An 18,858-nucleotide genomic window follows, 5' to 3' on the forward strand; every position below is an offset into this window, starting at 1 on the left:
TATGCCTCTTTAATGTATCTTCAGATTTTCCTACAATTCTGCAGATGCCTGCTTCAGCAGTCCCGACAGCCATTCATAATCCGGCGTATCTTTTTCCTTGAGCTTGATCGTTTTGCGATCTTCCGGGCCTTCGAATATCCCATCGGGCAGATCGAGTCCGGTTGCATGGAAGATGGTGAAGGATACGGCCTGTTTGGATGGCGAGATGACCGCAGCGTACTTCCCGTTTTTCAGAAAATGAGGTTTCTTGTATTGCACGCGTTCCTGAACGTCAGGGATGGAATCATGTACCAACTGACGCAGTTGTTCAGCGATTTGTACTTGCCAGGGGATCTGAATCTGTTCAATAAACGCAGTAACTTCTGCATTCTTGGTCATACTTGTTCACCCTCCGTATGGATCTGATTGTGTGCTTCCCATTCTGGTCTTAGAATTCCCATCATCAAGCGGTCGTAACGCTTACCATCACGATATACAGCTGAGCGTGCCCGACCTTCCAACTGAAAACCAGCCTTCTCATAGGAACGGATTGCTTTGGCATTGTAGGCGATGACATCAAGGCCAACCCGGTCCAGGTTCATCTCATGGAATGCATACCGTAAAATAAGATTCAACGCCTCGGTGCCATATCCCTTGTTGCGATGTTCGGCAAGGCCGATACCAATAGCGAGCTGTCCGCAGCGGTTATTCCATTCAATGCTATGAATGACGACAAAACCAATCAGGGTATCGTCTTCATGCGTCCGAAGTCGGAAGTACACTTCCTTATTCTTCGTTTCTCCCTCATCTTCCAACTGTTTCTCCGAATAGGGGATGGCCATATCGGTATCCACATTCCGAAGGTATTCCGGGTCTTCGTTCCAGAGCAGCATCGTTTGTACGTCTTCAGGACGTGGTGGCGTCATTTTCAATCGTGTGCTATAGAACAGGTTATCCGTTGTTAGTGTCATAGGGGTCTCCTTTTGGTGTATGAATAGCCCCATCATACTGGAAATTATAGGTGAATCACAACAGCGTATTTCAGTGGAGCTAAGCAGCCTCTTGTCATGAAACCTAACACGGTAGTAATATGGAATAATCGATATACATTCAATGACAGATTCAATAAAATTATCGGCAGGAGTGATACGTTTTGGAGATCAAAGTGGATGATTTGAGTGGAATACAGGTCAAAGCGTTAATTGCAGAGCACTTGCAAGGAATGGCAGCCGATTCACCACCGGAGAGTATTCATGCGTTGAATCTGGATGGACTCAAGAAGCCTGAAATTACTTTCTGGTGCGCATGGGAAGGGGACGACTTACTCGGTTGCGGGGCTATCAAAGAACTGAATTCGGAGCATGCCGAATTGAAGTCGATGCGTACCGCTTCGGCTCACTTGAGAAAAGGCGTAGCGAGGAAGATTTTGTCCCATATTATAGAGGTTGCCACAGACCGTGGTTATAAGCGAATCAGCCTGGAGACGGGTTCAATGGATTCGTTTATCCCAGCACGGAAGTTGTATGAAGACTTCGGGTTCGAATATTGCGAACCATTCGCAGATTATATTTTGGACCCGAACAGCACGTTTATGACAAAGACAATCTAAATGGATTCGCATGAGAAACCGGTATTCTGTTGTTACAGAATGCTGGTTTTTTTATATGCAACATATCACACATATTGAAGTTTGGAAAAAGAGTAAAATAAACTCAATGATGTAACATGGACCATGCTATGAAAAGGGTGGAGGGAGTCGTGTATGATATATTGGTGGTTCGATCAGATGAATCCGCTGTTTGCCATCTTGGTGTTATGTCCTATAATTGCTGTGGTGCTTGGATGACTGTACATAGATTGCTTGATGCCATTGTGGGGTATAAAACATAGGTTATGTCCGTATACGTTTGGGATGAATTGGCCATAAGGAACTTCTGGGCTGATTGATGGACAATAGGGTATACTGGACATTATGTTTATGAGATTGTGCAAAAATATGAAACAAGACAGCATTATAGACGTTTTTTACATCAGGAGGACTTGAATTGGCTCAGACAGAAGGAACACTACAGAAGAAGCTTAAACCAAGACACATCAGTTTTATGGCTATGGGTGGTGTCATTGGAACGGGAATTTTCAAAGGCAGTGCAGAGACGATCGGACTCGCAGGTCCGGGCGTGATCGTCACGTACATTTTTGCCGGATTATTGCTGCTGGTCGTTATGGCCGCGATGGCGGAGATGGCTACGGTCTACAAGAACAAAAATATGAAAGACTTCGTACAAGAAGCATTTGGTAGCAGAGTGTCATTTGTTATGGGATGGATGTACTGTTTTCTATGGTTATCGGTGTGTGTCATTGAGGTGATTGCCGCCGGGAGCTTTTTGCAGTATTGGTTCAGTGAAGTACCGCTGTGGATGCTGAGTCTGGCTTGTGCAGCGTTTATTATACTGGTTAATCTGCTCAGTGTGGGTGTGTTCGGGGAATTTGAATTTTGGCTGGCCGGGATCAAAATCGCCATGATCATTATTTTTATTTTTCTGGGTGCAGGATTGATCTTTGGCATTATTCCAAGTGATAACACTCCTTATCTGCAAAATTATACGCAAGCAGGCGGGTTCTTCCCGAACGGATGGTCATCGATCTTCTCGGCACTGCTTGTGGTCATGTTCTCTTATGGGGGATCGGAGCTGATAGGTCTGACCCTGACCGAAACGGAAAATGCAGAAAAAGTCATGCCCAAAATCGTAGGCAATTTCATGCTCAGAATTATTCTGTTCTTCACGTTGCCGATTCTCATCATCTGTGGACTCATTCCATGGAATGAGATTGGGCCGGAGAGCAGCCCATTTGTACAGGTGCTCGCCTCCACGGGACTGCCAGGAGCGGCACACATTATGAACTTTATTTTGGTGACGGCGGTTCTGTCTGCTGCGAATTCAGGGATCTACGGTGCATCCCGGATGATGCACTCCATGGCAGTGGGCGGGGAAGCTCCGAAGGCATTGTCGCAGACGAATCGCAACGGTAGCCCTGTTAACACACTTCTGGTGTGCTCGGTCGTCCTGCTTGGAGGTTCCTTGCTTGGCCTGTTCGCGCAGGATCAACTGTTCCGCGTATTGCTTGCGGTTCCGGGGTTTGTGGTAATCCTTGTGTGGATCTGTATTGCCTCATCTCAGCTGAAACTGCGGAAGAGATATCCGGTTCAACCGACATTCAAAGTCTGGGGATTTCCTTATATAACCGGAGTCGTCGTGTTGTGTCTCAGTGTCATTGCGGTCATGTTTGTGTTTGATGCAGGTAATCGGTTCAGCATTAGCATCTGTCTTGCCGTGCTCGCGTTGCTGATAATCTGGTCCCTGATTCGATTCAGGAAGACGAATGGACGGACAGTGTAGTATGGTTAGGTAGTCATAATTAATGAGAAAACTTTATAAGTAAAATAGGGACTGCTTTCAGCAGTCCCTATTTTATACACTTCTAAGCCCTTCAACAGTAAACTGAAACAACTTAAAATGCTAAGAATTCACTCTAGGCGTGAGAATTGCCTGGACAATGCCTGTATCGAGTCATCTTCTCTCATTTAAAGACTGAGAAAATTACTTGAATGAAGCAGTTAGCAAAAGCGGATGTTGAGCAGCAAGTGAGCGAATATATTTTGTTCTATAACCAGAACCGATTGCTAGAATGGACATTAACACGTTCAAAATAACTCTGATTTTTCTTAGAGTCAGGTTAGTAACATGTCAGCTTTCAATCTTCAACTTTAGAAGACTGAGATTTGATTTTAAAGAATTCCTTATATGTCATTGGTTTTCGGCCAATCAGACGTTCAAGATCCCCAGACGTCTCCGAGAATTCTCCAGTGTTGATTCCTCGCACCCAACCTAATAAGAAATCAGTCATAAGAACAGGTAAGCCATTCGTTACCATAGTGTCTATATATTCTTTTTCGCTAATTGCCTCATAAGGGATATTTATCTCACTAATCTCCGAGAGGGCTGCAGCGATGTCTGCAAAAGAGCTTCCCTCGCTGCCACTTAGAGTATATGACTTATTTTCGTGCCCGTTTTGGGTGAGAACGGCTACGATGGCTGCCGCCAAATCATCCAGAGATGCAGCGGCTACTTTACCGGAACCCTCTGGTACTCGCACGCCAACTTTAAGCGCATCTCCGAAATACGAATGCATGACTTCAAGATACGGTGGATTCCGCAGAATGGTATAGGCTAATCCAGATGCTTTAAGTGTTTGTTCAGCAAATAGGTCTGACGTCGATACTTCGGGCACAATAAGATTTGAATTTTCTCTTCGTATGATCGACGTGAAGAGGACTTGTTTAACACCAGCCTGCTTTGCAGCTGCGATTACATTGAAATGTTGCGTATTGCGGTCGGTAAATGCTTGCGCGGAAATAAGCATCACTTTTTCAACACCACTAAAAGCTCGCAGAAGGGAGTTATAATCAAAATAGTCGCCCTGGTAAGCTTCCACACCTTCTTTAACAAACCTTTCCACTTTATCAGATTCCGGATCACGGACCAATATAGCGACCTGACTTGACGGAACTTTTTTAAGAAGAAGCTCTAGTGTCCTGCTGCCGAGATTACCTGTTGCTCCAGTAATAAGTATTTTACCCATATTAATAACCCCTTTGGACTTTTATTAATATACTGCTGTAAATCTTACAATTAGAAACTAATCTAATCATTACTCTCCGATCGTTCACCAGTTGTATGACCATAGACTGTCGCAGAAAGCTCCTTCCTTACCAGGTTTAAATTTTGAAACGCATATTAGAATTACTATTCTTTGATTTTCTTCATGGTCACAAGTCTCATTATGTACCATGTATTACTTTTAAAATAGTACGTACTTTTAGGTTATATAGTAACTAAAAGGTGATAATTGGGACGAAGTACAAAATAACTTGGTTTTTGAAATTACTCTATTCTACATTTATTCTCTGATATTCATCCTTGCTCAATGTCTTCTCTGCATAATTCTTACCCCATTCACAAAGAGCCCGCAGAGTGGGTTCAAGTGACATACCCATTTCTGATATTGAATATTCCACTTTTGGTGGTACCTGATTGTACATTTTTCTTATAACCAGATTATCACCCTCCAACTCCCGTAATGACTGGACTAACATTTTCTGAGAAATTGTTGGCATGAGCCTTTTCAATTCACCGGTCCGTTTAGGACCTTTTAATAAGTAATACAGAATAAGAGGTCTCCACTTTCCGCCAATGACATCCAAGGTAATTTCCAGATCACAATAAAAAGTTTTCAATTGAGAAACACCATCCCTCATTTAATTTCCATTATTATAGTACATGTGTTGATTCAATCCACCTTCCTTGCCATATATTCTGTCGTTTTTATTAATGCCGTTACAAACTAATACAGATAGTTAAATTTGTTTGCGAAGGGTTAAACTTAAACGTAGATCCGCTGCTACAATACGAAAAATCCAGATGCGGTTACGAGATTGAAAAATGCAATCTCCGTGTAAAGGATGTAAAAAATGAACTTTATATTCAACACAGATAACTCAATAGTGTATACACAAAACTCCTAATACCGAATAAACATAACTCATGAATTCCTTATGAAAGAAACCTTTAATTAATATCTGCATGGTCAGTTATAATGACGCAGATTTTGTTTGGCAAACAAACTGAGATAAAGCCTAAATGCAGTTCCAATGAACAAAGCTATCACGGCCATAATAGCGTTTTTACGTTAACCCAATATTTTCTTGCCTAATTCGACATATTCGTTTACTATTTTCCCATACATAGTGCTTAAAGCATGCGTTTTTTGGGTAGTGCCTAGTCAAAAAGGCTTAGGTTTACGGGAGAGGAAGAGGAGCGGATGATCGGTTTTTTTAGAAAACGTTTGGTTGTGCGCATTGTTGCCGTAGTCACATTGGTCATTACGATTATAGCCGTTGGAAGCATGCTGTTACAGGTGGCCAATATGAAGCTAGCTGCGCAGGAGGCCATTTCGAGTTACAACATCCAGATTGCTCAGAGTTATGTGAATCAGCTGGATACAGCATCTTATGCCGAGTTTGCCAAGGACCCCAAGGAGAATGACGAATTCTTGAAGATTCGTGATGAACTGGATGACTTTCGCGTAAGCATTGGTGCAATGTATGTGTATTTCGTCAAAATAGATGAAAAAGGTACGCCACTAATTATGGTGGACGGCATGAAGGATGCAGATAAAGCCTCACCGATTAATGAAGTAACCGATATCCCTCAGGAGGCTGTTCAGAAGCTGTTGCAGGGGCAAACAGCCAGTTCTTCGATCATTAACAATGAGGAGTATGGCGACTATATTTCCTCTTATGCTCCCATGCTCGATAGTAATGGCGCTGTAACAGGTGTAATTGGTATCGATACGGCGGTATCGGTGATCGGAAGCATTGAGTCAGATATAATGAAATCGAGTATTCCTTTCTATGCTTTATTGCTTTTAATTACACTTATAGGCATTGCTGTTGTCACGTGGTTTATCGTAAGAGGACTGCGACCACTTCAACCGCTGAAGGCGAGTGTGGAAAAAATGGCACAGGGTGAGCTTGCAGAAGCGAACCAAATTTTGACGTCGTATCGTTTGCGCAGCCAAGATGAGATTGGAACAACATATCAAGCGATGATACATATGTCTGGTAACTTGAATAAGATTGTGAGTAACATGGTTGAAGGCGTAGCAGTAACTACAGATATTTTATCGGAATCAACGAAGGAATTTAATCGCAGTACCGAAGAGATGCTTGAGATGGGCAAGACGGTTGATCAATCTGTCGAACAAATTAGGCAGGGTGCACATACGCAGAAGCAGGGTGCGAGCGATAGTGCGAATGCGATGGAAGAGATCGCAAAAGGCATAACGGATATATCCGAATCCTCGATGGTTGTATCAGATGCGGCCACAAGTGCACTTGCTACGGCAGAGTCGGGTAAACAGAGCATGACAATGATGAAAAAGCAGATGGAGAGCATCTCAGATGTCTCGGGTGAAGTCGTAGCGATGGTTCAGGTGCTGAACAATTACTCCCAGGAGATTGGTGGTGCATTGCACACCGTTCGTGATTTTGCGAGTCAGACGAAGCTGCTTGCGCTTAATGCATCCATTGAGGCAGCACATGCAGGAGAACACGGCAAAGGTTTCGCGGTTGTGGCGGACGAAGTACGGAAGCTTGCAGAGGCCTCAAGCACATCGATGGAACTGATCTCAGATCTGCTGCTTCGCATTCAACAAGAATCACAGCAGATTGGCTCACAGATGGGGGTTACCGCAACGGAGATTGGACAAGGGGTTACGATTACAGCCGAAGCGGAGCAAGCATTCGCCCATGTGGTTGATGCGTTCCAACTGGTAACTCGTCGCATTCAGGAAGTCTCCGCAGCTGCAGAGGAAATCTCGGCAGGATCGGAGGAGGCAGCAGCCTCGGTCAATACGATCTCCCAGATATCAGTCGGCGTGTCGGATCATTCGGATGAAATCTATCGCTTAATGCGTGAACAGTCGGCCATGTTCAACAGAGTGGCGCAGACCTCCACCATGCTGGAGCAGCAGACGAATGAGATGAGCGAAGCGGTGCGAAAAGTGAAAGTATAGTTTGAGTAAGGTGTAGTAAAGGTACGCAAGAGGTAGTCAGACAAGAGTATAAAATATAGGTTGTTATGTGACTGTGAAAAGTAAAAAAAAGTGCTCCGTTCTTGGAGAAGTTGGTGTGTATCCCAAACTTCCTTCAGAGGCGTGGAGCACTTTTTTACGTTTATACCGTTAAATGATCCAGCTCAATCGCCTGTCTGAAGCGTCGGGCGAATCGTTCTGCGGCTAAGGCGGTCTCCTTCGATTCCGTTTGGACGAAGCCAATTTGCATTTTCGGTTGATCGATTCCAGCGATCTCGACCATCTTCACCATGCCTTCTTTCCACAGCGGATGCTGGTAAAAGGAGAAGTCGTGACCAATTGTTGCAGCAATATTGTTTCTTAACACCATGTTGATGGCCTCTGAATTATTCGTTTTGAACAGAATGGACAGTGGTCCACGATCATAGGTGAATTCCTGGATGAAATCTTCGATGAAACCGTCTCGATAGAGGGCCAACTTGTGTTCTTTTAATTGATCCGGTGTAACCCGGCTGTGCTTGGCAAGTTCAGACTGGTGATGGGTGCATACCACGAGCTTGCCTGAATACATGGGACTGAAGTGAAGTCCATCGAATTCCCTCAATTGCTTGGCATAGATCGCAATGAAGCCCAGATGAGTTTTGTTGTTTCGAATATCCTCGATAATTTCCATGGACCCTTTCTCTTCAATGGAGATGTTAAGTTGCGGGTGCTCACGCTTCATATCCGCAGCAGACTGGACAAGATAGGGCATGACACTTGGAAAAGTAGCCACATGAAGCTCTCCGCTAAGAGAGGAGGCTTCGGCGTTCACCGATTTCAATTCATCAATCCGCTGCAAAATGTCCAGCGCCTTGGCAATGAATTGTTTGCCTTCGGGAGTGGGGTGAGTTCCCTGTCGCGAACGTTCGAACAGGATCAAGCCCAGTTCTTTCTCCAGACGATGAACCGATTGGCTGATCGCCGATTGCGTGACATGTAGATGCTCTGAGGCTGCGGAGAATGATTGCGTCTTCGCAATTTCAACGACATATTCAAGTTGTTCCAGATTCATGATTTCATCTCCATTTAGCATTACTATAACTAATGTTAACATTAGTATCTATAAATATGAATAATACATAAACAGCGATATAATATATAGACAATCATACAAAGGGGATGAACTTCATGAAAGCAGCAGTATGGTACGCCCATAAAGACGTGCGTGTGGAAGAGCGAGAAGTTCCGGTTGCTCAAGCTGGTCAGGTCAAAATCAAAGTCGAATATTCGGGGATCTGCGGCAGTGACCTGCATGCCTATCATCATGGTGTGGGCATCCAAGAAGGCGAGAATCATCCGCTCTCAGGACAGAAAGCACCGTTGACATTGGGTCATGAATTTGCAGGAACTGTGCGTGAATTGGGCAATAATGTAAGCGGTATCAGTGTAGGAGATCGTGTTGTGGTAGAGCCGTTGTACCATTGTGGAAAATGTGAATACTGTATCCAGGGTCGCTACAACCAATGTACTCAATTTGGATTCGTTGGACTGAATGGTGATGGTGGTTTTGCAGAGTATGTTGTTGTTGAAGCATACATGGTTCATCCCATCCCGGATAACGTAACTTTCGAAGAAGGTGCGCTCGTAGAGCCTACAGCAGTAGCCTTTCACGCGGTTCGTCATAGCAAGTTGAAAGTGGGCAACAAGGTAGCCGTATACGGAGCCGGTCCAATTGGATTGTTGACCATTCTGTCTGCCAAAGCTGCAGGAGCTTCTGAAATCTATGCAGTTGATGTATTTGAGGAACGTCTGGACCTTGCAGCCAAACTGGGAGCCATTCCGGTGAACAGTGCCAAAGTCAATGCAACCGAGGTGATTTTGCAACAATCGGGTGGCATCGATGTGGCCTATGAAGCAGCAGGTGTGCAACCAACGATGGACAGCGCCGTTGCGGTGGTCAAAAAAGGTGGAGAAATCGTTGTCATCGCAGCGATTCCAAATCCGCTTCAAGTGAACTTCTTCGATCTTCTGGTCAAAGAAGCGAATCTGACGGCAACCCTAGCTTATCGCCACATTTTCCCTGAAGTAATTTCATTGATTGCGGAAGGATCTCTCGATGTGAAACAGGTCATCACCAAGAAAATCAAACTGGACGACATCGTGCAGGAAGGACTGGAGCTGTTGATGAGCGACAAGAGCCATGCGAAGATTTTGGTGGAGATTGGCGGCTAAAGCCCTTTCGCTAACGAAGATAGATTTTTCAAAAAAACAAATAATTGATGTATAAATTTAAAATAGTGAAAAAAGACCACTCATGAGGATGAATGGTCATTTCACGTTATTCAAGTAGAGCACGCATCTTTCACTAACTGCTCTCCACTAATCATACTCCGCGGCTCGCGGCTCGCTTTAACACTCCACTAGGAATCATAACGGTAGCAGATCGCCTTGCCCCCGCTACTCTCGGAACTGAATTCCTCATCCTCTTTAAAACCGAAACGCTCATATAAACGAATGGCGTTGACCATCTGACCACCAGTATATAAGTACACCGTATTTTTGCCCATCTCTTTGGCAGAATCTACGCATTGCTGGAGCAATTCTCTGCCGATTCCGTGGCCTCTCCATTGTGGATCGACACCCAACAGCCGAATAAACGGATAATCAATTGGCAATTCAAAATTCGGATAAGCCTTGTGCGCGGTTTCGAACAATTGAACGGTCCCAACAATTTCATCCTCAATCTTGGCAATCCACAATTCTTTGAGATGCGGGTTGTCCAGAGACTCTCTAATGTCTTTCAGGTAGGCTTCCCATCGATCATTTTGTTCAAATGTCTCCCGGTACTCGGCGTAACTTGCAACAAGAATATCAACAATCTCTGGATGGTCAGCTTCTGTGGCAGGTTGAATCGTAACGGCAGCCGTTGTCATCGTATAATTCCTCTTCTCTTATAGGTTAAGTATGGAATATAGTTTTCTTGCATTTTACCATAATTGACTCCATCTGATTTATTCAAATTTTCTATAGTTAACTCAGTCATTTCTATGGATCAGAGCGCGTCAGCGATTGAGCTGTGTGGAATACAGATGATTGCGATATTCGGTTGGCGTATTGCCTTCGTATTGCTTGAACATGCGCAGGAACAGCTTGTAATCGGAGAAGCCGCACTGTCCGGCAATTTCTTTTACACTGGCATTGGTATTCAGCAGTAACTGTTTCGCCCGGCGAATTCGTTCTGTGAGGATATAGGTTTTGAGTCCGGTACCTTTCTCGCGTTTCACCATTTTGGAGATATAGTCTTTGTTAAAATTAAAATTCTCTGCAATCTGACTCACCGTAATGTTCGTATGCAGATGAATATCGACCCACTTGCAGATATGGTCCACAACCGCATTGTGGGGGCGATAATCCGCCTCTATATTACGCTCCAGCTCTCTGAACAACAATAGCAAAGCTGCGTCTGCTTCCTCCGGTGAAAAAGAGGACACATGCAGCAATTGCTTGAATAACTGATTGGCCATGGAAGGCACCTGAATGGTGGCATGTGTCCTAAAGCGATTGAATTCAGCCTGCAAGGCATCATAGTGAACCCAGTAAAAGCTAACAGGTGCGTCGCTAATCCGGTAGCCATAGTGGGTGCGACCAGCGCGCAGAAACAACAGATCGTTGGCACGAACCACATATTGTTCCTCTTCTTCCGCGATGTACATCTCACCTTCCAGCATCAAAATAATCTCGTGAACAGGCATGCTGCGTCTCATGTGGCTCCAGTTCCCTTCGGATATGAACTTGCCGCACAGGTAATGTTCCAGTGGCTTTTGCATAGGACGGATTTATCCACCTTTTCTTGGATTATGAGTCTGATGTAATTGTATTTTATTTGATAATATGAGGATATTCAAGCTCTACAGTGGATTGATGAGTATTAGTCTTATAGCTAATAAAACGGATTTTACCCCTCAAGAATGAATGGATATCTATATAAGATCATTTACATGATAACGGAGAGGACAGAAAAAACCTGAAAAAGCGGAGCGTTCGCCTAAAAGCTTTCTGAAAGAAAGCTGCATCGGAAGCATACGCGATCCCTGGATTTTCCCCTTGAGAAAGGGGATCAAAAAAATCTGGGGATAACAGCGATTGGAAGGTTATTCTGTCATCGTATTGTCAGTGTAAATAATCTTTAGTTCAACTTATGTAGTACATCCCGAGAAGGAGTGAATGTAATGATTGATACGAAAAAAGGATTTCTGGGACCGGAACATGTAGATCTGTTAAATGGTGTTTTTCAAACATCACAAGAGGTTGGGGAGCGTTACCTGTTATCGCTGGATATGGATCGATTCCTGGCTCCGTGCTTCGAAGCCCATGGGTTACCGGCCCGAAAAGAACGCTACGCGGGGTGGGAGGCACGTTCCATCAGCGGGCATTCCCTCGGCCACTATCTGTCGGCGCTGGCTGTAACGTATCAAGCCACCGGAAATATCACATTAAAAGAAACGTTGGACTATGCGGTTACCGAACTGGCGAGAATCCAACAGACTACGGGGAGCGGATATATCGGCGGTTTGTCCGAAGAAGCATTCCACATCGCATTCCGCGCCGAACATATTGGTGGATTCAACATCGGTGAATACTGGGTTCCTTGGTATAGTGTGCACAAAATCTATCGTGGTCTGATTGACGCCTATAAACTGACTGACAACGGACAGGCACTTGAGGTGGTTACTCGATTTGCAGATTGGGCAGTAGAAGGTTTGCTCCCGATGACAGAAGAACAGATGCAGACGATGCTTCAAAGTGAACACGGGGGCATGAATGAAGTATTTGCACATTTGTATGGAATCACGGGCAAAGCCTTATATCTTGAGATCGCTAATAAGTTTACCCATCAATTGATTCTGAGACCATTGGAACACAAGCAGGATGATCTTCAAGGCAGACACGCCAATACCCAGATTCCCAAAGTGATCGGCGCAGCCGAAATCTACAACCAGGACCATACTCATGAGAGTTATCGGACAGCGGCAGAGTTTTTCTGGAACACCACCGTGCATCATCGTTCTTACGTCTTTGGCGCAACGAGCATATCGGAGCATTATGAAGCGAAGGGTATGGAGAGTCTCGGGATCAAGACAGGAGAGAGCTGCTGTACCCACAACATGATGCATCTGACGAAACAACTTTTCGCCTGGAATCACGATAGCGCCTACATGGACTATTATGAAAACGCCATCTACAATCACATCCTGGGCACGCAGGACCCGGATACGGGGAACAAAACGTATTTTGCCTCAACGCTGCAAGGTCACTACAAAATCTATGGTACACACGATACGGCTTGGTGGTGCTGTACAGGATCAGGCATGGAGAACCCGGGCAAATATGCCGAGGCGATTTATTTTGAGGATGAACAGGACCTGTACGTCAACCTGTATATCGCTTCCCAATTGGATTGGGCGTCACAGGGATTATCCCTGAAGCTCGAAACCGACTTTCCTTATTCGGAAAAGGTAACCCTGACGATCACCGGAGGCACCGCCTCGGCCCATCTAAGATTACGCGTGCCCTCATGGCTGCAAGAGCCAATGACGGCAACCGTCAACGGGGATACGGAGCATCCGTATACACGGAAGCAACCCGGTTATCTTTCCATCGACCGCACATGGACAGCGGGCGATGTCATTACCATCACACTGCCAATGGCGCTCCACCAGTACACTTCCCGGGATGATTCGCACAAAGTGGCCTTCCTGTACGGCCCGATTGTACTCGCCGGTGCACTTGGAAGTGAGGGTCTGCCCGAGGATACGATTGTGGACGAAACAGCACTGAATCCCAAGACTGCTCCCGTACCTGTGATCTGGACGGAGCAGAAGGATGTACGAGAGTGGATCAAGGTCGTAGATGCAGGCACGTTAACATTTGAACTTAGCAAGGATGTAACTTCCACGGGCGAAGCCGTGAAGCTTGTTCCGTTTTATGATGTGCATCATGAGTTCTATACGGTGTATTGGCCGTTTAACGATGAAGGTGATGCACTTGAGAAAGAGTTAAATGATATTACGATCGACAGGGTTCAGGCGGATGGTCAGCAGGATGAGATTGGGCATCAACTGGATAGCAATTGCCGCGGTGAGCATCACAACGGGTCGTATACGGACAGCCGCAACAAGCTGCATATGTGGCGGGAGGCTTTTGGTGTCAGCGGGGCTTATTTCAGTTACCAACTGGCAGTGGATCGAACGGCATCCAATTATCTATGCGTGGCCTATTGGGGCGGAGATCATTCCCCATTTGAAAGGGAAGGTACGTTATATGATAGACGATTCAGCATTACCGTGGATGGAACTGTTATCGGAGAGCAGCGAATTCACATGAACAAAATCGGCGACGTGTTTTATGTAACCTATGATATTCCTGAGAACGTTACATCGGGCAGAGATAGCGTTACAGTAGTGTTCCAAGTGTTGGATGACAATGGCTGTGCCGGAAAAGTCGTGGAGGTACGCACCACGCGGAGCAAACCGGAATCCATCTTTTCATAATAAGAGGCATGGTGTGAAAAGGCGCAAAACACAATGTTATAATGGAGATAAATTACGGTTCGTTGGAAGAGGAGGATGGAAGTGTGGCAAAACCCGACGATAAAGGTACTTATAACTTTCAGGATTGGTTAACATGGGAAGGATCTTGGGAATTAATTAACGGCAAAGCTTTTAATATGTCGCCAGTACCTACTTCATCACACCAGTTTATTGTGGGTGAGCTGTACTTCTCCTTGCGGACTTTTTTTCAGAATCGAAAATGTTTCGTGTTTGTAGCCCCTTTCGATGTGTATTTTTAGCGAAAATGAACAATATGATGTACCAGATCAAATTGTACACCTGACCTATCGGTGGTGTGCTCGAAAGACCAGATTTCCAAAAGTGGCTGCCACGGTGCACCTTCTTTAATTATAGAGGTGTTATCGCCTTCTACTGCGTTAAAGGATTTTAACGAAAAATTTAACTTGTATCATAAATATGGCGTGAACGAATATTGGATTGTTGACCCCGGCAATCAAACCGTCCATGTGTACTCGCTGGAGGATGGCAGTTACCAGACCCGTCATCTGTATACAGAACAGGAAACGATTCAATCCGTCGTGTATCCTGACTTGCGCATTTCGCTGGATTCGTTGTTCAAACTGAGGTAGTGGAAGCACGAAAATGATGAACCAACGCATAAGGGACGAAACGGGATGATCAACGTTTCGTCCTTTTTGCATTACTCTTTTTCAGACAAGTCTTATATAAAAAATGACACGCATAGCTATTTTCCACGTATTACCTGATAACATTTCTTCTCAACAATCTGCTGTCTCGTAAAACTCACTTTTAATGGATTGACCACCAAATTTCCTGCCAAGTTCCACGTTGTCCCTGAAAATATGAAATGGGATAAGCCCAAACCACGTATATTATGAGTATCCAAATATCCAATCTTATCCACCTGAGAGCGTTAACATCATGTACAATAAGAATAAGTTGAATAGGAAAATTACGACAATAAGCACCAATATATAACATGAAAGGAGGTCGGATGATTGAACATGATCAAGTACATAAAATTGTTGGGGTTGATCTTCGGTATTGTGGCTGTGAATGTTTTGGCATTCTCACCCGGCTTTATCGGGCTGAATTTCGAAGAGGGTGCATTCACAACTGCGCTATCCGTTACCCTTCTGTTCGGCAGTGCCATGGCACTTTTATATGGCAGTTACACCTTGCTGTTCAGACAGCCGGTAGTCCTGCCTGTGAAGCATATCGAAACACATGAAGATTATGTGGAAGCACTATCTTTTTATAGACGCATCAAAGTGCTCGAAGAAGATATTACGCTGGGGCTGTCCCAACTTAGTCGAATGAAAAAGAAAAAAGAAACCCTCCTGAATGTGCTTCATCAACGGTTTGATCCAGGAGAACTGAGCTACAAGAAATTTGCTTCGGTCACACTGGAAGTGGAGAAGCTGTTGTACCTGAACATCCGCAGTGTGCTGAACCGATTAAATGTATTCGATGAAGCTGACTATGCCAACATGATGAAATCCAAATCCTCAACACTTCCCCAGAAGCTTTTTCAGGAAAAAACCAAGGTATACGACGATTATCTGTCTTATGTGAAAAATGCATTACACACCAATGAGGAAATCTTGCTCAAGCTCGATCAGTTGTTACTGGAGATTTCACGCCTCGACAGCTTTGAAGCTGGAGATATTGAACAGATGCCTTGTATGCAGGAGATTGATCAGTTAATCAAGCACACCAAATTATACAGACAGTGAGGGGTTGCTCGTATGGCCAAGAAGGGAAAGTTTTTTTTCATATCGATTGTAATGCTGGTACTTGTATTTGGTCTGGTCTATGCAGGGATTACACTGACGTCGAACTTTGGCAAGTCGACCACACAGGTGAGCACAGAGAATGCAGGTAAGGAACTGGGGAAACTGTATACGGACATTGCACCAGCAACGGCGGAACCGGTCAAAGGACAGATTGATCTCGACCCGGTCGATGTGGCAGAATCACTGCCGGATATCTCCAAATTTGCAATTGCCGTAGAGAATACAACAAATGATTACGTCGAAATCTTTTCTTCCACAGAGAAGTCGGGCAGCGGGGTAGACGGCTGGTTAACCGAGGTGGGTGAGGAGTTCAACAAAGCTAATATTACCGTTGGTGGCAAACAGGTGTCGGTCAAAATCCGCAACATCGCCTCCGGTACGGCTACCGATTATATCAAGTCTGGCAAGTATATGCCGGATGCATTTACACCTTCTAACGAACTATGGGGCGAGATGGTTGAGGCTAGCGGGGTGAAGACGGAGATGGTGTCTGAGCGACTGGTTGGGAACGTTCCGGGTATTGTTATTTCCAAAGCCAAATATGACGCACTGGTTGATACGTACGGCTCCGTTAATGTGAAGACCGTAACCGAAGCGATTGCCAACAATGAACTCGCGATGGGATATACCGATCCGTTTGCCAGTTCTACAGGACTGAACTTCCTGGTGACCGCACTGAATACGTATGACAGTACCAATCCACTCGGCGAGAAGGCCATTGAAGGGTTCGAAAAATTCCAGACGAATGTACCGTTTACAGCGTCGACAACGATTCAGATGCGGGAAGCTGCCAAGTCTGGCAGACTGGATGCCTTTGTACTCGAATACCAGACGTATGTGAATACCGCTGATCTGAAGAGTGGATACGTCTTTACACCATTTGGCGTGAGACATGATAGCCCGTTGTATGCATTGGGACAATTGCCACAGAACAAACAGGAGATCATCCAGAAGTTTGCGGAATTCGTAACCCAAGCGAAGTACCAACAATCGGCGGAGGAGTTCGGTTTCAACGGGTTACAGGATTACAAATCCGAACTGGCTACCGTGGATGGCGGCACGTTGTTGTCTGCACAGAAAGTATGGAAAGAGAAGAAAAACGGCAGCAAACCAATTGCCGCCGTGTTCGTGACAGACGTGTCTGGAAGCATGGACGGCGAACCGCTTAACCGACTGAAGGAGTCTTTGCGCAAAGGTCAGAAGTACCTGGGCACCGAGAACAGTATTGGATTGGTTTCTTACTCCAGCGGGGTAACCGTGAACCTGCCGATTGCCAAGTATGATACGAATCAGCAGTCCATGTTTGTCGGAACAGTTGATAGTTTGCAAGCTGGTGGTGGTACGGCGACCTTTGACGGGATCGTGGTAGCAATGAAGATGCTGGAAGATTATATGGCTGCTAATCCGAACGTGAAGCCGTTGATTTTTGTCCTGAGTGATGGCGAGACCAACGAAGGTCATACCCTCAAGGATATCCGGGATCTGGTCGAGACGTACAAAGTACCGATCTATACGATTGGATACAACGCGGACATCAAGGCTTTGGAGAGCATCTCCAGCATTAACGAAGCAGCAAGCATCAATGCCGATACCGACGATGTTGTGTACAAGATCGGAAACCTGTTTAACGTACAGATGTAATCTAAAGGGGGAACTGTAGATGTCATTTTCAATGGAAATACCAAGCCAGAAGGAAATTCAGAAGGTGATTGAAGAAGAGGTGAAACCCGTGCCCGCCGAGGTCGCGGAGCTTCAACAAGTGGCAAATGCCAACGTAGAGATGATCATGACACTGGATCTCGAATCCCTGGAGAAGCGCAAAGAAATTCTGCAATCCATTGACGGCTTTGGTTTGAACACGATGAGATCCTCTTCTGAGAAAAACGCTTTGCTTCAAGTCTCCGTTGGACATCTGTCCAAGACGGGAGACGAGGGCGGTCAGGTCGCCAAAGGTTTGACCGAGCTGCATATGCAACTGAAGGATCTCGACCCGAGCGTGGTCGATTTCGCCAAGACCGGTTTCCTCGGGAAATTGTTCAATCCGCTTCGCGCTTATTTCCTGAAATATCAGAAGGCTGACGCAGTCATCGCTGACATCGTAACCTCTTTGGATAAGGGCAGATCCACCCTCCGTAACGATAATACAACGCTGGAGATTGAACAGCAGAACTTGCGGGAACTCACCAAACGACTACAAAAGGAGATTCATCTTGGCGTGCTTATGGATGAGTCCATCGATGCGCAGATTGAAGCGGCCAAGGTCCGCAATGAAGACCCCGAGAAAGTTCGTTTTATTACGGAAGAAGTATTGTTCCCGCTCCGTCAGCGGGTCATGGATCTGCAGCAGATGCTGGTTGTGAACCAGCAGGGCATCATGGCGATTGAAGTGGTGATCCGTAACAACAAGGAACTGATCCGAGGCGTAGACCGGGCGAAGAATGTAACGATCTCGGCATTGAAGATTGCCGTTACTGTAGCGAGTGCTTTGTATAACCAGAAAATTGTATTGCAGAAGATTGAATTGTTGAACCAGACAACCAACGATCTGATCGCCGGAACATCCAAGATGCTCAAGGATCAGGGGATTGCCATCCAGAAGCAGGCGTATGAAGCTAGCATCTCCGTGGATACGATGAAACAGGCGTTTACCGATGTGTTGTCAGCACTTGATTCGATCAGTCTTTATAAGCAGGAAGCTCTGCCAAGAATGCGCGAGACGATTAACCAGTTCCGTGAACTTGCGGATACCGGAGAGCAGCAGATTCAGCGGTTGGAGAAAGGGCAGAAACTGGGGCTGTAATTTTAGAAGAAAAAAATAATTTTGCGTATTAGATTGGTTATCTTCTTTTATAATT

Annotated in this window: 16 protein-coding genes and 1 pseudogene; 10 read left to right on the top strand and 7 right to left on the bottom strand. The window is 45.3% G+C overall.

Annotation, left to right across the window (positions count from 1 at the left end):
• Positions 1 to 30: 30 nt before the first annotated feature.
• Both WFI24_RS03645 and WFI24_RS03650 read right to left on the bottom strand, forming a co-directional pair.
• Positions 31 to 378, bottom strand: coding sequence for a DUF1801 domain-containing protein (locus tag WFI24_RS03645; RefSeq protein WP_336758857.1), 348 nt, complete (start codon positions 376 to 378; stop codon positions 31 to 33).
• The gene (locus WFI24_RS03650) at positions 375 to 950 is read right to left on the bottom strand and encodes a GNAT family N-acetyltransferase (RefSeq protein ID WP_336758859.1); all 576 of its coding nucleotides are present in this window, start codon (positions 948 to 950) and stop codon (positions 375 to 377) included. Before WFI24_RS03650 ends, WFI24_RS03645 begins: the two co-directional genes overlap by 4 nt.
• A 182-nt stretch (positions 951 to 1,132) precedes the next feature.
• Between WFI24_RS03650 and WFI24_RS03655 the strand changes: the two genes are divergently transcribed.
• Together WFI24_RS03655 and WFI24_RS03660 are read left to right on the top strand one after the other, a co-directional pair.
• Entirely contained in the window at positions 1,133 to 1,588 is a 456-nt protein-coding gene (locus WFI24_RS03655) for a GNAT family N-acetyltransferase (RefSeq protein WP_336758860.1), read from the top strand.
• A 436-nt stretch (positions 1,589 to 2,024) separates the two neighbouring features.
• The gene (locus WFI24_RS03660; RefSeq protein ID WP_336758861.1) at positions 2,025 to 3,377 is read left to right on the top strand and encodes an amino acid permease; all 1,353 of its coding nucleotides are present in this window, start codon (positions 2,025 to 2,027) and stop codon (positions 3,375 to 3,377) included.
• Positions 3,378 to 3,732: 355 nt separating this feature from the next.
• Here WFI24_RS03660 and WFI24_RS03670 read toward each other — a convergent pair whose 3' ends face one another.
• Entirely contained in the window at positions 3,733 to 4,620 is an 888-nt protein-coding gene (locus WFI24_RS03670) for an SDR family oxidoreductase (protein ID WP_336758862.1), read from the bottom strand.
• A gap of 307 nt (positions 4,621 to 4,927) precedes the next feature.
• Positions 4,928 to 5,275 (bottom strand): winged helix-turn-helix transcriptional regulator, encoded by a 348-nt coding sequence (locus WFI24_RS03675; protein WP_313771415.1) that lies wholly within the window; start codon positions 5,273 to 5,275, stop codon positions 4,928 to 4,930.
• A gap of 584 nt (positions 5,276 to 5,859) precedes the next feature.
• Here WFI24_RS03675 and WFI24_RS03680 point away from each other — a divergent pair.
• Positions 5,860 to 7,614, top strand: coding sequence for a methyl-accepting chemotaxis protein (locus tag WFI24_RS03680; protein WP_336758864.1), 1,755 nt, complete (start codon positions 5,860 to 5,862; stop codon positions 7,612 to 7,614).
• A 160-nt stretch (positions 7,615 to 7,774) separates the two neighbouring features.
• On the opposite strand, the gene WFI24_RS03685 is transcribed toward WFI24_RS03680, so the two are convergent.
• The gene (locus WFI24_RS03685; RefSeq protein WP_336758866.1) at positions 7,775 to 8,686 is read right to left on the bottom strand and encodes a LysR family transcriptional regulator; all 912 of its coding nucleotides are present in this window, start codon (positions 8,684 to 8,686) and stop codon (positions 7,775 to 7,777) included.
• 116 nt (positions 8,687 to 8,802) lie between these two features.
• Here WFI24_RS03685 and WFI24_RS03690 point away from each other — a divergent pair, with 116 nt between their 5' ends.
• Positions 8,803 to 9,846, top strand: coding sequence for a 2,3-butanediol dehydrogenase (locus WFI24_RS03690; protein WP_336758867.1), 1,044 nt, complete (start codon positions 8,803 to 8,805; stop codon positions 9,844 to 9,846).
• Positions 9,847 to 10,034: 188 nt separating this feature from the next.
• Here WFI24_RS03690 and WFI24_RS03695 read toward each other — a convergent pair whose 3' ends face one another.
• Complete coding sequence (locus WFI24_RS03695; RefSeq protein WP_336758868.1) at positions 10,035 to 10,547, bottom strand: GNAT family N-acetyltransferase; 513 nt, start codon at positions 10,545 to 10,547, stop codon at positions 10,035 to 10,037.
• Positions 10,548 to 10,676: 129 nt separating this feature from the next.
• The gene (locus WFI24_RS03700; RefSeq protein WP_336758870.1) at positions 10,677 to 11,441 is read right to left on the bottom strand and encodes a helix-turn-helix transcriptional regulator; all 765 of its coding nucleotides are present in this window, start codon (positions 11,439 to 11,441) and stop codon (positions 10,677 to 10,679) included.
• Between the two features lie 402 nt (positions 11,442 to 11,843).
• Here WFI24_RS03700 and WFI24_RS03705 point away from each other — a divergent pair, with 402 nt between their 5' ends.
• The 6 genes and pseudogenes from WFI24_RS03705 to WFI24_RS03730 all read left to right on the top strand — a co-directional run bounded on the left by WFI24_RS03705 (position 11,844) and on the right by WFI24_RS03730 (position 18,803).
• Positions 11,844 to 14,165 (top strand): beta-L-arabinofuranosidase domain-containing protein, encoded by a 2,322-nt coding sequence (locus WFI24_RS03705; protein ID WP_336758872.1) that lies wholly within the window; start codon positions 11,844 to 11,846, stop codon positions 14,163 to 14,165.
• Positions 14,166 to 14,248: 83 nt separating this feature from the next.
• Positions 14,249 to 14,464: a Uma2 family endonuclease gene (locus tag WFI24_RS03710; RefSeq protein WP_336758873.1), complete on the top strand. Its 216-nt coding sequence runs from the start codon at positions 14,249 to 14,251 to the stop codon at positions 14,462 to 14,464.
• Between the two features lie 39 nt (positions 14,465 to 14,503).
• Positions 14,504 to 14,815 (top strand): annotated as a pseudogene (locus tag WFI24_RS03715) (Uma2 family endonuclease); the annotation flags it as partial.
• Positions 14,816 to 15,211: 396 nt separating this feature from the next.
• The gene (locus tag WFI24_RS03720) at positions 15,212 to 15,943 is read left to right on the top strand and encodes a hypothetical protein (RefSeq protein ID WP_336759624.1); all 732 of its coding nucleotides are present in this window, start codon (positions 15,212 to 15,214) and stop codon (positions 15,941 to 15,943) included.
• A 12-nt stretch (positions 15,944 to 15,955) separates the two neighbouring features.
• On the top strand, positions 15,956 to 17,644 hold the full coding sequence (locus WFI24_RS03725) for a vWA domain-containing protein (RefSeq protein ID WP_336758875.1): 1,689 nt from the start codon (positions 15,956 to 15,958) through the stop codon (positions 17,642 to 17,644).
• A gap of 19 nt (positions 17,645 to 17,663) precedes the next feature.
• Entirely contained in the window at positions 17,664 to 18,803 is a 1,140-nt protein-coding gene (locus WFI24_RS03730; RefSeq protein WP_336758877.1) for a toxic anion resistance protein, read from the top strand.
• Positions 18,804 to 18,858: the final 55 nt, after the last annotated feature.

This window comes from Paenibacillus sp. USHLN196 (genome assembly GCF_037144955.1).
Classification (GTDB): domain Bacteria; phylum Bacillota; class Bacilli; order Paenibacillales; family Paenibacillaceae; genus Paenibacillus; species Paenibacillus xylanexedens_C.